Genomic DNA, 13,765 nt, shown 5'->3' on the forward strand with positions numbered 1-13,765 from the left:
TAATAGATGAAAGAGATAATAGATGAAAGGTATTTTCAACAATTCTCAATATGATGAGTAGTTTTCTAAGTGTGATCAGATATGGAATTGCACAGTAAAAGAGACAGAAGGGAGTCCATATGAGTTCATACGTACTGGGTTTCCGGGACATTGACAAAACAAAGCTCATGGTTGTCGGGGGCAAAGGTATAAACCTGGGGGAACTATCAAGGATTGAGGAAATAAGAGTGCCGGAAGGTTTTTGCGTCACCACCGAGGCATATCAGAGAATAATAGGTGATAATAAAGAGTTTAACGTATTACTGGATCAATTAACAACTCTAAGGGTGGGCAGTAGAGATAGCATTAGTGAAATCAGCGGAAAAATACGCAGGGTTATCGAAGGAGTAGAGATTGCCAGGGATATCCAGGAAGAAATTCTTCCCTACCTTTCAAAGTTTGGGGAAGAGCATGCCTATGCTGTGCGTTCCAGTGCCACGGCGGAGGATCTACCGCTGGCCTCCTTTGCCGGGCAACAGGATACGTATTTAAACATCATAGGTAAGGATGCCATTTTGCAGCATGTAAGCAAGTGTTGGGCTTCCCTGTTTACCGACCGGGCGGTTATCTATCGCATGCAAAATGGCTTTGACCATCGCAAAGTCTATTTGTCCGTTGTCATTCAGCGAATGGTTTTTCCTCAGGCTTCAGGGATATTGTTTACTGCCGATCCAATCACCTCTAACAGGAAAGTACTGTCCATCGATGCCAGCTTTGGACTTGGTGAGGCCCTGGTCTCCGGGTTGGTGAATGCTGATATCTATAAGGTGCGGGAAGGAAGAATACTTGATAAGAAGATATCCACCAAGAAATTGGCCATCCATGCCTTAAAATCAGGCGGTACCGAGGAGCGGGAGGTCAAGCCTGAGCGGCAGAATACCCAGACGCTGACAGATCAGCAAATTTTACAGCTTGAGCGCATAGGTAGAAAAATCGAGGCATTTTTTGGTTGTCCCCAAGATGTTGAATGGTGTCTTGTTGAAGAAAATATTTTTATCGTTCAGAGCCGTCCCATTACCACGTTATTCCCAGTACCGGATGTGAAGGATAAGGAAAACCATGTGTATATGTCCTTTGGCCATCAACAGATGATGACAGATCCCATCAAACCATTGGGTATGTCTTTCCTCGAGCTGTTATCTGGTGATTTTCCTATGAGCAAAGCCGGTGGTAGGCTGTTTATGGATCTAACGTATGATTTGGCATCCCCCATTGGACGAAAAATAGTGCTCAGTACTATAGGTAAGAATGACCCTTTGATGCTGAACGCTATCTTGAATTTAATACAGCGGAAGGATTTTATAAAATCATTGCCCCACGGCAAGAGATCCATTAGCTTAGGCAGAGAGGGATTATCTTGGGCGCTACCCTTTCAAGCTATAAAGATCTACCGTAAAAACGATCCAATGATTGTCCAACAGCTCATTGCCATTAATGAGGCGTCTATCAGAGACCTGGAACAAAGGATTGCCAAGGTATCTGGAGATGATCTATTTAACTTTATTTTACAAGATCATAAACAATTAAAAGAAATTATGTATAATCCACAAAGTATGGCAGTGATTTTGGTCGGGGTGTTTGCAGCGGGTTGGATCAATAATAAAATGGAAAAGTGGCTGGGTGAAAAGAGTGCTGCTGACACCCTTTCCCAATCCGTATCCAACAACGTCACATCAGAAATGGGTCTCGAACTACTGGATGTATCAGACGTTGTCCGTGATTATCCGGCAGTGATGGAATATTTTAATCATTCTAACGATGAAACCTTTTTTGAGGATCTAGCCAAACTGGAGGGTGGCGGTGCTGTTAGCGACGCCATAAGGGCGTACCTAAAAAAATATGGCATGCGTTGTTCTGGTGAGATTGATATCACTAGAACCCGTTGGAGCGAACAGCCAACTGCTCTCACTTCCATGATTCTAAGTAATATCAAAAATTTTGAATCTAATGCCCATAGTCTTAAATTAAAGCAGGGGCTACTTGAAGCAGAGCAGAAGGAACGGAAGCTTATACGCCGCTTAGAACAATTGCCCGGTGGTATGGGCAAGGTTCAAAAGACAAAGAAGATGATTAGTGTTTTACGCAATTTTATCGGCTATCGGGAATATCCCAAATATGCCTTCATTCAACGGTACTTCATTTATAAGCAGGCCTTGCTGCAAGAGGCTGCAGTGCTGGTGCAAAAAGGGATCATCCAGGAGAAGGAGGACATCTATTATCTATCCTTTGAAGAATTACGGGAAGCCGTACGTAAAGACCAACTGGATTATAACATCATAACCAGAAGAAAAGATAAGTACCAAATATATGAAAAACTAACTCCACCGAGGGTAATGACCTCCGAGGGTGAGGCAATAGCTGGTACATACAACACCGATAATATCCCTCTGGGTGCTCTAGCGGGTATACCTGTTTCATCTGGCGTTATTGAAGGTCGGGCACGGGTGATATTAAAGATGGCGTACGCCAACATAGAGGATGGTGATATTTTAGTAACATCATTCACTGACCCCAGTTGGACACCTCTGTTTGTATCCATCAAAGGCTTGGTAACGGAAGTGGGTGGGCTAATGACCCATGGTGCCGTCATTGCCCGGGAATATGGCCTGCCGGCAGTGGTGAGTGTGGAGAATGCTACCAAGCTGATTAAAGACGGGCAGCGGATTCGGGTGAACGGAACCGAAGGGTATGTAGAAATCCTTTAATACAGAATCAAGGGGACGGTTCTTCTGAGTCAGTGCAAGTGGCGAATAACTACAGAAGTAACCTCAAGAGAAAAAATAATAGTATCAATTAATCACCTTTTACTAGAAAAAAAATAAAATTTGTGATATATAGTGGTAAAATTGCTTGTGAGGTGAGAACATGCCAAGGAAAGCTAGACAGAGTAGTAAAACTGGCATTTATCACATCATGTTGAGGGGTATAAACAGACAGAACATATTTAAAGACGACGAAGATCGATATAGATTTTTAGAGGCACTGGATAAATATAAGGGAATTAGCAAGTATCAGGTATATGGGTATTGTTTAATGGACAACCATATACACTTACTTATTAGAGAAGGCGAAGAAAATTTAGCCAACGCAATAAAAAGAATTGGTGCGAGTTATGTCTATTGGTATAACAAGAAATATGAACGTTGCGGCCATTTATTCCAGGATAGATTTATGAGTGAACCGGTAGAAGATGATAGCTATTTATTAACCGTACTAAGGTATATACACCAAAATCCACTTAAGGCCAAGATGGTTAATTACATTAGTGAATATAGGTGGAGCAGTTATCGTGATTATTTAGGTAATAAAAACACACTTATTGACTCAAAACTAATATTTGACTTGCTTTCTGAGGATGTTAATAGATCTAAGAGTATATTTACTAAATTTATGAATCAAATTGATGAAGTCCTATGTCTCGATAACGATGAGGTCAAAACAATTTCTGATAAAGATGCACAGGAGTTTGTAAAAACTTTGGGGGGCTTAACAATAGCCAGTGATTTGCAAAAACTTGATAGACATAGGAGAGATGAAATTATAAGAAAGCTTAAACAGGTTGATGGGATATCAACTAGACAAATCGCCAGAATAACTGGGATCTCTCAAAGTGTCATAGCAAAGGCATGACTCAAGAGAACCGTCCCCTTGAGTCTTAAAAATGTGTTGAAAAATGCAGTGCTTATTATATAATGGAGAGTATTAAATACCTTTGGCAATGAGGCCTACCCCCTAAATTGGGGGTAGGCCATTATTTTATGTGGGGTGAATTTTTTGGAAGAAAAAAATCTAGTATTTGATGCGTCTATCTTAATTGGTGAACTTAAAAGTGCCAGCAATGAAATGAGTCAGGTTATTGACTCTATTCGTGAAATTGCTGATCGAACTAATTTATTATCGCTAAACTCTGCAATCGAAGCAGCAAGGGCTGGTGAGGCGGGAAGAGGATTTAGTGTAGTGGCTTCTGAAATAAAGAAACTAGCAAGCACTAGCCTCAGTTCCACTAAAGAGAGCAGTAAAATTATTGAAAATATTCAAAATAAAGCAAATCAGGTCATGGCGATTCGAACAGCGGATGTGGCCTATGATACGATTGATAAGATTGATAGAAACTTATTTGAACGAAATTGTGATGCCCAGGCTTGGGCGAGCTTTGATAAAGTGAAAGATTGTTTTCTTTCAACAGAACCTGACCGTATTGCAGCTGCCAATGAACTATTGAAAAAGCTTATTGATATTTATGAAGTCTACCTTGATCTTTATGTATTAGATAAGCAAGGTAAGATCGTTGCAGCAGGTGTCCGTCGAGAACTTATAGGTAAAGATATGGTGAATAAACAGTGGTTTCAGGATGCTAGGGCCGCAGATGATATTTCTGTTAGTGATCTTTATTATTCTAAGGGACTTAACAATCATACAGTGGCCTATACATGTCCCATACGAGGTGAGAGTGGTGAAGTTCTAGGCTATTTTTCCACAAGGTTCAATTGGAATTTTATTTATGACATTATTGATTCAGCCCGAATCGGCCAGAATGGAGAAATATTTATTATTAATAAACATGGGTACGTCATCGCTAGCCGAAGTCGCAAGGGTATTTTAAGTGATAATCTAAATCACCTTGCAGCAGTAAAGTGTGCGATAAGAGGGGAAACTTACGGTTATGTATTTGAAAAGAATCGTCTAGGAAATTATAAAATATATGGTTACGCTCACACTCGGGGGTACAATGCTTACAAAGGAAAAGACTGGTCGGCAATTATTTCTGAATCTGTCTAAGGTCTATTTCTCAGAGACAAAGGAATTTGCTAAAAATAGTAGAATTTTTTGGATATAAATGTTGGTATATGACTAGTGGATTTCTATTAGAGAAACTTCCGTTAGTTATAAAAGCTACAGTGTGAATGGACCTGTTTTTTGAGTTACTCATAGGGGAGAGGAAGTTATGTCCGTAAATAATGTAAGAGAATTTTTCAATCAACAGAAAAAGCCGGTGGAGATATTAACGTTTCAAGATACCAGTACCGTTGCAAAAGCAGCCGAATCCTTGGGAGTTACTCAGGGGGAAATTGCCAAATCGCTGCTGTTTAAGGTTAAAGATGAATACATAATGATTGTTATGGCTGGGGATAAACGTTTAGATAACCGGAAATTTAAGGATGTTTTTCAAACAAAGGCGAAGATGCCAGAAGTCGATGAGGTTTTGGCTGTGACAGGACATCCAGTGGGTGGTGTCTGCCCCTTTGGTTTAAAACGATCAATCTCTATTTATTTAGATGAATCCTTACGGATCTATGAGCGTGTCTATCCGGCAGCGGGAGAAATAAATGCAGCCCTAGAGATTAAAGTAGATGAATTAAAGGACATCACCGGAGGATTATGGGTGGATGTATCCAAAGTTTAGGGTGAACGGTCATATGGTGGAGCAAACCAATTGACTACTGATGAAAACAATAAAAGATAAAAATAAAACCTTAAAAACCTCAACCGCGGAGTAGTCCTGGTTGAGGTTTTTATTTAGAGCCAGGAAATTGGCTTCTCAATTAAGATGAGTATTAAATAACATGATATTTGTTCAGTTGAACATATAAATTGCAGGATTTTGTTGACTTAAACAGAATATGATGAATATGGATTAATAAATGGACATGCAAGACAGGAGGATTAGAATGACAGATGCAAAACTTATTATAGCTTTAATAGCACACGATAAGAAAAAACAAGAGATGATTCAATTAGTCAATAAGCATATAAATATCTTACAAGAATGTTCGTTAATTGCCACAGCTACAACGGGAAATTTGATCAAGAAGGAAACCAATTTAACACCCCACTGTTATTTATCTGGTCCTCTGGGTGGTGATCAGCAGATAGGTGCATGTATAGCAAGTCAGGAAGTTACAGCAGTAGTTTTCCTACGGGACCCCTTAACGGCCCAACCCCATGAACCAGATGTTTCGGCTCTATTAAGAATTTGTGATGTTCATAATGTTCCACTGGCTACCAATCTTACTTCTGCAGATATCCTAATGGAATGGGTTAGTAAGCAAGTGGATTTTCAGATTGTGAAAAATCAGTAAGCATTGATGGGCTGCCAAGATTGCTTCTTAACTAACTTCATCAGGAGGATTGTCATGCGTAAAACCAAAATTGTATGTACCATCGGACCTGCCAGTGAAAATATAGAGACCCTTAAAGGGATGATACAAGCAGGTATGAATGTGGCAAGACTTAATTTTTCCCATGGTTCCCATGAAGAGCACGGCAAGCGTATCGCAACCATTCGTAGGGCGGCGGAGGAACTAGGGGCAAACATTGCCATTATGCTTGATACAAAGGGACCCGAAATTCGCCTGGGTGACTTTGCTGAGCCACCTTTATTTTTGGAAACAGGGCAGCAATTCACCTTTACTACTGGGCAGATTTTAGGAAATAGTGAACGGGTTATGGTAACCTATCAAGATCTGCCCCAGGATGTTAAAAGGGGGGATCGTATCCTGGTGGATGATGGTCTCATCGAGCTAGTGGTGGAGAGTGTTGAGGCCAGTGAGGTACATTGCCGTGTTGTCAATGGAGGTAAAGTATCCAATCGTAAAGGAGTTAACTTACCTGGTATAAAGGTGAATTTACCAGCAGTAACGGAAAAGGATATTGCTGACATAAAATTTGGCATTACTCAGGGAGTGGATTTTATTGCTGCCTCCTTTGTACGCAAGGCGGCAGATGTACTGGCTATTCGTAAGATATTGGAAACCCAGGGAGCCAACATTGATATAATAGCCAAGATCGAAAGCAGAGAATCCATTGAAAACCTGGATGAAATTATTCGGGTTTCTAACGGTATTATGGTTGCCCGCGGCGATTTGGGAGTTGAGATTCCCGTTGAAGAAGTACCAATTATCCAAAAAAGGTTGATTTTTAGCTGTAACAAAGTGGGAAAGCCTGTTATCACAGCTACCCAAATGCTTGACTCGATGATTCATAATCCTCGACCTACCAGGGCTGAGGCCAGTGATGTAGCCAATGCTATATTTGATGGAACTGATGCCATTATGCTTTCCGGGGAAACAGCCAACGGAAAATACCCCCTGGAGTCAGTTAAAACCATGGATCGTATCGCCCGTCGTGCAGAACAGGATTTCCACAGGAATACTCAGGTATTTAATGTTGGGGATAATATCACTGATGCCATTGGCCAGGCGGTTTGCAGTGTCGCAGGGCAATTGTCACCTGCCGCCATTATCACAGCTACCACCAGCGGCTATACAGCAAAAATGGTATCCCGATATCGGCCTAGTTCTCTTATTGTTGCAGTGACACCTGATTTAGCAATTATGAGGCGTTTAGCTCTGGTCTGGGGGGTCATTGCCCTGCCCACAAGAAGTATGTCTAATACCGATCAGATGATTTCAGCAGCAGTTGACACTACTCTGGAACACGGCGTCATTAAAGAAGGAGATCTGGTAGTGATAACTGCTGGTGTGCCGGTGGGAGTCAGTGGCTCAACCAACCTTCTAAAGGTACATACAGTAGGTGCTGTCGCAGCCAGGGGCTCGGGTATAATTGCTCAATCTGTGGCGGGCATTGCTAGAATATGTCGCAATGTCGCGGAAATGGCAAACCTTCAACCGGGGGAAATTTTAATCACCACTGGTACTGACGCCAACTTTGTGCCCTATCTGAAAAATGCGGCTGCCATAGTAACAGAAGAGGGAGGATTAACTTCCCATGCAGCCATAATGGCACTGGAGTTTAATATCCCAACTATTGTTGGTGTGAATCAGGTATTGTCGTTATTTAATAATGGGGAGCTTATAACTGTTGATGGTCAGAGGGGTTTAATCTACAGGGGTATGGCACGGGTCTTATAGGGAATTAATAAAGCTGACAGGAGGAAAGAATTTGAGTACCGAGCGGCAAGAAAAGATTCGCTTTTTACTACAGGAACATGGGAACCTTACGGTTACTGAGTTAGCTCAGCATTTCGAAGTATCGGAAATGACCATTCGGCGAGACTTAAAAGCCCTTGCCAATTTAGGTCTGGTACAGCGTGAACATGGCCGAGCGCTATACCCTCAAATTTCCTATGACGCCCGTTTTCTAAATAGGTTGGGCGAAGCCGAACGTGAAAAAACCGCCATAGGTCGATTAGCCGCAGATATGGTTGCTGAGGGTGAATCTATAATTCTTGATGCTGGGACAACAACCCTAGCAATGGCGCAGTCATTAAGCAAGTCCTGTGTTGTGCTTACTAACTCACTGCCCATTGCCAGTGTTCTATCTATTAATGAGGATATAAATGTATTGGTTACTGGTGGACTAGTTCGGGGCTCCACCAATGCCTTAGTGGGACCAATGACAAGGGGGTGTCTTGCGGGGTTTAATGCCAATAAATTATTTCTGGCTACCACTGGTGTTAGTATTGACCGGGGGTTATCAACGGACAATTTGTTGGAATTAGACGTAAAGCAAGCTATGTTAAGTACCGCAGATGAAGTGATACTTTTAGCTCACAGTGAAAAGTTTGGTAAGGTGTATCATCATACCTTTGCTCGATGGAATAAAATACATACAATTGTTACCGATTCTGGATTACCGCAAGAAATTCGTCAGCAACTAGAAAACATAGGGGTTAAAGTTTTAATTGCTCAGATATAAGAGCACTAACTTAATAGCCCTACAAAGATATAAGTCAATATTATTTAGCTAGCTAACCAAACAAATTTATTAAAACGGAGGGTATCTAAATGACAAAAATTGCAATTAACGGATTTGGGAGAATTGGCAGAAATGTATTCCGAGCTATGTTTAAAAGGGGTTTACTGCAACAGGAGTCGCCCATTGAAATTGTGGCAGTTAATGACCTTACTTATCCCCAAACCCTAGCCCATTTATTGAAGTATGATTCTATACATGGAGAATTTGATGCAGAGGTCTCCTGTACCGAAAATAGTATCATTGTTAATAATCAGGAAATAAAAGTATGTGCAGAAACTGACCCTGCTAAACTACCCTGGGCCCAATTAGGGGTAGAGATTGTGATTGAATCTACCGGACGTTTTACAACTGGTCCCCAAGCTGCCAAGCATATCCAAGCAGGAGCTAAAAAAGTTATTATTTCTGCACCGGCAAAGGATGTGGATGCCACCATTGTCATGGGGGTTAATGATCATACCTATGATGCGGCGCAGCACCATATTCTTTCTAATGCTTCTTGCACCACCAACTGCTTGGCTCCCTTTGCCAAAGTACTGCACGAAAAGTTTGGTATTGTTAAGGGTTTAATGACCACCGTCCATTCGTATACCAATGACCAGCGCATCTTGGATTTACCTCATAAAGACTTACGCCGTGCCCGAGCAGCTGGTCAGTCCATCATTCCTACAACTACTGGCGCAGCTAAAGCTGTTGCCCTGGTTCTACCGGAACTTAAAGGAAAGTTAAACGGTTTTGCCATGCGGGTGCCTACTGCTAACGTATCGGTGGTGGATCTGGTGGCTGAATTAAGCGTACTAACCACCTCTGAAGAGGTTAACGCTGCTTTAAAGGAAGCTGCAGAGGGACCTTTAAAGGGGGTTCTTGCCTTCAGTTCCCTGCCCCTGGTATCCAAAGACTTTAACGGCAATCCCAACTCCTCTATTATTGATGGCCTGTCCACCATGGTTATCGAGGGGAATATGGTAAAGGTAGTTTCCTGGTATGACAATGAATGGGGCTATTCCAACCGGGTGTTAGATTTAGCTTTGATGCTGGTTGATAAGGGTCTGTAAAATTAGTGGAAAGTTCCAGAGACGAATTGCTTGCCATGAGGCCGATAGATCCGCCAGGCCTTGTTGGGTATAGCATTGACAAATTGACTCACACCTCCTATAATCTAGCTAACCTTAATGAGATCGTAATATTGTAATATTATTAGGTGGGTGAGTTTTATGATAGACAAGACAAATCCAACACCCCTTCATTTTCAGATTAAAGAAGAATTAAGAGAAGAAATAATGTCCGGGGTTTGGAGCAACGGAGAAAATTTTCCGACAGATAAGCAGTTGATAGAAAAATATGAAGTCAGTAGCACAACAATTCGGAGGGCGGTTTCCGAATTGGTTAATGAAGGGCTATTGGAGCGCCGTCCAGGAAAAGGGACATTTGTACGTACTATTGGTGTAGAAGAAAAACTAGTTAGATTAACTGGTTTTTTTGAAGAAATTTTGGAGCGGGGAGCTATACCTACAGCTAAGATTCTCAGAATGGGGTTTATTCCGATCACGGAAGAGCTTTTTGATTCTTTTCCTCGCTTGGAAACTTTTGAGGGTGCTGAAATCTTCTGTGTAGAAAAAGTCCAATGTATGAATGGTGAACCCATTATGTATGTAAAGAGCTTTTGGGAGGCCTCTGTTGGACGGGTTTTCCTGGATCGGGATTTGTCCGAGGTAGGGCTGTATCAGGTCTTAGATGAAAATAACATCGTATTAGAAGAAGCAGATCAATTTATTAGTGCTGCAATTGCAAATAAACCCGTAGCCAAAGAACTTAAGGTTGATGAAGGCTCAGCGGTTTTGGTAATGGAGCGTCTCACTTATACCGACAATCGTCCCTTAGAGTATTCTTATAACTATGTGCGGGCAGATCGATATAATTATAGAGTCAAAGTCAGCCGAGACCGCACAATTAACAGTGGTGGAGTTCTTCAGGTTTCCGAAGTTGAAGAAAAATAGTTTTATAGTTAAAGCAGGCATCTCTACAATGATGTCAGCTTGAAGCTGTGGACAGAGGTGGACAGAGGTTAAGTGATTAAAAAGAGGCTGTTGCATAATTGTGCAACAGCCTCTTTTTATCAAATGGGGTCAGACCAGACTTATTGACTTATAATCAAATACAATGGATTATTTAATAAAGGGGATATCCCAATCAATTCTGGTGGCAGATGGCGAACTTGTGCTGGGAACATGGCAGGGAATATATTTCTGTGAGTTTGACGGACCGCGAAGGCGAACCTTTTATGTTAAAGTATTATAGTAGAAGATTATATTCTAATTAATAAGATAAAGTGAATATACTGGAGGTCGACAATGACATATGCAGTAAATCTATATTTTAATGAAGAGGCCGAAAACTATATTATGGGCATTTGGAGAAGTCTAGATAGCATGGAAAAGGGTAAGTGTCTGACCTGTTATGATGGTAGACCCCACATTACCTTGGCCATTTATGAAGATCTTGATGTGGAATTAGCAAAAGAAAGATTAAAATCTTTAGTAAGAGAGATAGCTTCCTTTAGGTTAAAGTTTCTCCAGATCGGTATTTTTCCTCATAATAAAGGAGCAATATTTTTAGCACCCAACCTGACAGACGAGTTATTTAAAATACATCGAATTTTTCATAATTTGTTTAAGGATTATGATGGGCAGGGGTGGGATTACTATAAACCCCAAGCTTGGTACCCCCACTGTACTCTTTCAATGGAGACGCCTACGGAAGCTATACCAAGCGTACTTGCAGAGGTTCTAAAGGTTTTTAGCCCCATTGATGTTACCATTAGATCCATCGGCATAGTTTCCTTAGATCCGATAAATTATTTGTTTGAAGTAGAGTTAGATAAATTCTAATTTTAGCTTTAGTCAGTTAGTTGATCAAATCTAGTCATCAGCTTTAGGAATTTTGTGAGAGGGTCTTGTGCCATGAGCCATGGGCTCTGAAAACCGTCCCGGATAGTTTTCAGTTATGTATTATGCATGCATGAGCTGGAGCCGTTCATTTATGTTTTCAGATGTTGTATAATACCTTAGGCTTAAAATAAGGTCAGGAGGATGCAATGATGAATAAAATTCAGATGAATGTTCCGTTGGTAGAGATGGACGGCGATGAGATGACCAGGATAATATGGCAACAGATTAAGGATATTCTCTTAGTACCTTACATAGATTTAAAAACCGTATACTTTGACTTAGGGCTAAAAAAACGTGATGAAACAGACGATAGAATTACTGTAGAAGCTGCAGAAGCAACTAAAAAATATGGCATTGCAGTAAAGTGTGCAACCATTACTCCAAACGCTCAAAGGGTAGAAGAATATAACTTAAAACAAATGTGGAAAAGCCCTAACGGGACGATCCGAGCAATTTTAGATGGGACAGTTTTTCGGGCGCCGATTATTATTAATAATATTAAACCATTTGTAAAAACATGGGAAAAGCCCATTACCATTGCTAGACATGCCTATGGAGATATTTATAAAGACGTAGAATTAAAAGTGGACAAAAAGGGTACAGCAGAATTAGTTTTCACCGGGGAAGACGGTCAGGTTATAAAAGAAGTAATCCATAATTTTGCTGGACCAGGTATTCTCATGGGTATGCACAACTTGGATAGTTCCATTGAGAGTTTTGCTAGGGCTTGTTTTAACTATGCCCTGGATCAAAACCAGGACCTATGGTTCTCCACCAAAGACACCATTTCTAAAAAATATGACCATACCTTTAAGGATATTTTTCAGGAGATTTATGACAAAGAATATCAGGACAAGTTTACAGCTAAGGGCATAGAGTATTTTTATACCTTAATTGATGATGCTGTGGCTAGGGTAATTCGTAGTTCCGGGGGCTTTATCTGGGCTTGTAAAAACTATGATGGTGATGTAATGTCGGATATGGTTGCCACGGCCTTTGGCAGCTTAGCGATGATGACGTCTGTCTTGGTTTCGCCCGAAGGACATTATGAATATGAAGCGGCCCATGGAACAGTAACAAGACACTATTATCAGCATCTAAAGGGGGAAGAAACCTCAACTAATCCAGTGGCAACATTATTTGCTTGGACAGGTGCTTTGAGAAAGAGGGGCGAGTTGGACCAACTTGATGATTTGGTTCAATTTGCCAATTTGTTGGAAAAAGTGACTCGGGATACAATTGAGCAAGGAATCATGACCAAAGATCTAGCTATTCTTGCTGAGGGAGAAAAGGTGATTGTAAATACCCGACAGTTTCTTGAGGAGATTAACGCACGCTTAATCCAAAGGATAAAATAAGAAATGCAATAACGAGCTGGCCTCAATTAGCCATAGATAGTCAGAAAACAGACCTGCTTGTTAAATTTAATGTAGTACAAAGCAATAGTGGATCCAAAGCGGAGAATATTGTGAAATTAAATGTAAAAAACTGCCTTAAACTGTTAAGGCAGTTTTTTACATATGTTAATAATAAACTAGTGATTTATAACTGCATTTAGTAAATCAGTGGCTTCCTCTTGGTCAATCCCTTTGACAAGTGCTAGTTCACTAAGCAATATTTGTTGAGCATTTTCCAACATAGCTTTATCTCCCGCCGCAAGGGTCTTCTTTTTACCCAAGATGATTAAGTCGCGGATAACCTGAGCCCCTTGGTAGATATCACCGCTCCTTATTTTATTCATATAACTGCGATGTCTTTGATTTGGATTGAGGCTTGAATCTGGTTCTCCATGATTAAAATTAGTAATGACATCTTCAAGTACATCTAATTCCACAATCGGCCTAATTCCAAGATCAGAATCTATAGGAAACATTACTTGCATATTTCGAATCTTCATTACATAATAATGTCTCTTTACCCCAAGTATTTCTTTTTCTTCGATAGCTTCAATAATACCTGCCCCATGCATGGGATAAACAACCTTGTCACCAATATGAAACATAAAACTCACCCCCTAGAGTACTATAATAAGTATAACATATCGGGAGTGGAATGACAAAACA

The 13,765-nt window shown here is 40.8% G+C and carries 12 protein-coding genes and 1 pseudogene; 12 read left to right on the top strand and 1 reads right to left on the bottom strand.

Annotated elements, in window-relative coordinates; translation table 11 throughout:
* The first annotated feature begins 119 nt into the window (after nt 1-119).
* The 12 genes and pseudogenes from ppsA (at nt 120) to ACYQ03_RS03140 (ending at nt 13,060) form a co-directional block, all read left to right on the top strand.
* Complete coding sequence (gene ppsA, locus ACYQ03_RS03085; RefSeq protein ID WP_459907557.1) at nt 120-2,744, top strand: phosphoenolpyruvate synthase; 2,625 nt, start codon at nt 120-122, stop codon at nt 2,742-2,744.
* Between the two features lie 160 nt (nt 2,745-2,904).
* A complete protein-coding gene (locus ACYQ03_RS03090) occupies nt 2,905-3,669 on the top strand; it encodes a transposase (RefSeq protein WP_459907559.1) in 765 nt (254 codons plus the stop codon).
* A gap of 144 nt (nt 3,670-3,813) precedes the next feature.
* Nucleotides 3,814-4,818 (top strand): methyl-accepting chemotaxis protein, encoded by a 1,005-nt coding sequence (locus ACYQ03_RS03095; RefSeq protein ID WP_459907560.1) that lies wholly within the window; start codon nt 3,814-3,816, stop codon nt 4,816-4,818.
* A 166-nt stretch (nt 4,819-4,984) separates the two neighbouring features.
* Nucleotides 4,985-5,443 carry a YbaK/EbsC family protein gene (locus tag ACYQ03_RS03100; RefSeq protein WP_459907562.1) on the top strand — a complete coding sequence of 153 codons (459 nt, stop codon included), beginning with the start codon at nt 4,985-4,987 and terminating at the stop codon, nt 5,441-5,443.
* 265 nt (nt 5,444-5,708) lie between these two features.
* Nucleotides 5,709-6,119, top strand: a complete 411-nt coding sequence (locus ACYQ03_RS03105) for a methylglyoxal synthase (RefSeq protein WP_459907563.1) — start codon at nt 5,709-5,711, stop codon at nt 6,117-6,119.
* A gap of 54 nt (nt 6,120-6,173) precedes the next feature.
* Nucleotides 6,174-7,910, top strand: coding sequence for a pyruvate kinase (gene pyk, locus ACYQ03_RS03110; RefSeq protein WP_459907565.1), 1,737 nt, complete (start codon nt 6,174-6,176; stop codon nt 7,908-7,910).
* Nucleotides 7,911-7,941: 31 nt separating this feature from the next.
* On the top strand, nt 7,942-8,697 hold the full coding sequence (locus tag ACYQ03_RS03115) for a DeoR/GlpR family DNA-binding transcription regulator (RefSeq protein WP_459907567.1): 756 nt from the start codon (nt 7,942-7,944) through the stop codon (nt 8,695-8,697).
* 89 nt (nt 8,698-8,786) lie between these two features.
* The gene (gene gap, locus ACYQ03_RS03120; protein WP_459907568.1) at nt 8,787-9,809 is read left to right on the top strand and encodes a type I glyceraldehyde-3-phosphate dehydrogenase; all 1,023 of its coding nucleotides are present in this window, start codon (nt 8,787-8,789) and stop codon (nt 9,807-9,809) included.
* 159 nt (nt 9,810-9,968) lie between these two features.
* Complete coding sequence (locus ACYQ03_RS03125; protein WP_459907570.1) at nt 9,969-10,751, top strand: GntR family transcriptional regulator; 783 nt, start codon at nt 9,969-9,971, stop codon at nt 10,749-10,751.
* Nucleotides 10,752-10,932: 181 nt separating this feature from the next.
* Nucleotides 10,933-11,052, top strand: a pseudogene (locus ACYQ03_RS03130) (YjbQ family protein); the annotation flags it as partial.
* A 53-nt stretch (nt 11,053-11,105) separates the two neighbouring features.
* Nucleotides 11,106-11,642, top strand: coding sequence for a 2'-5' RNA ligase family protein (locus ACYQ03_RS03135; protein WP_459907571.1), 537 nt, complete (start codon nt 11,106-11,108; stop codon nt 11,640-11,642).
* Between the two features lie 209 nt (nt 11,643-11,851).
* On the top strand, nt 11,852-13,060 hold the full coding sequence (locus ACYQ03_RS03140) for an NADP-dependent isocitrate dehydrogenase (protein WP_459908725.1): 1,209 nt from the start codon (nt 11,852-11,854) through the stop codon (nt 13,058-13,060).
* A 176-nt stretch (nt 13,061-13,236) separates the two neighbouring features.
* On the opposite strand, the gene ACYQ03_RS03145 is transcribed toward ACYQ03_RS03140, so the two are convergent.
* Nucleotides 13,237-13,704: a CarD family transcriptional regulator gene (locus ACYQ03_RS03145; RefSeq protein WP_459907572.1), complete on the bottom strand. Its 468-nt coding sequence runs from the start codon at nt 13,702-13,704 to the stop codon at nt 13,237-13,239.
* Nucleotides 13,705-13,765: the final 61 nt, after the last annotated feature.

It is taken from the genome of Desulfotomaculum defluvii (assembly GCF_054657375.1).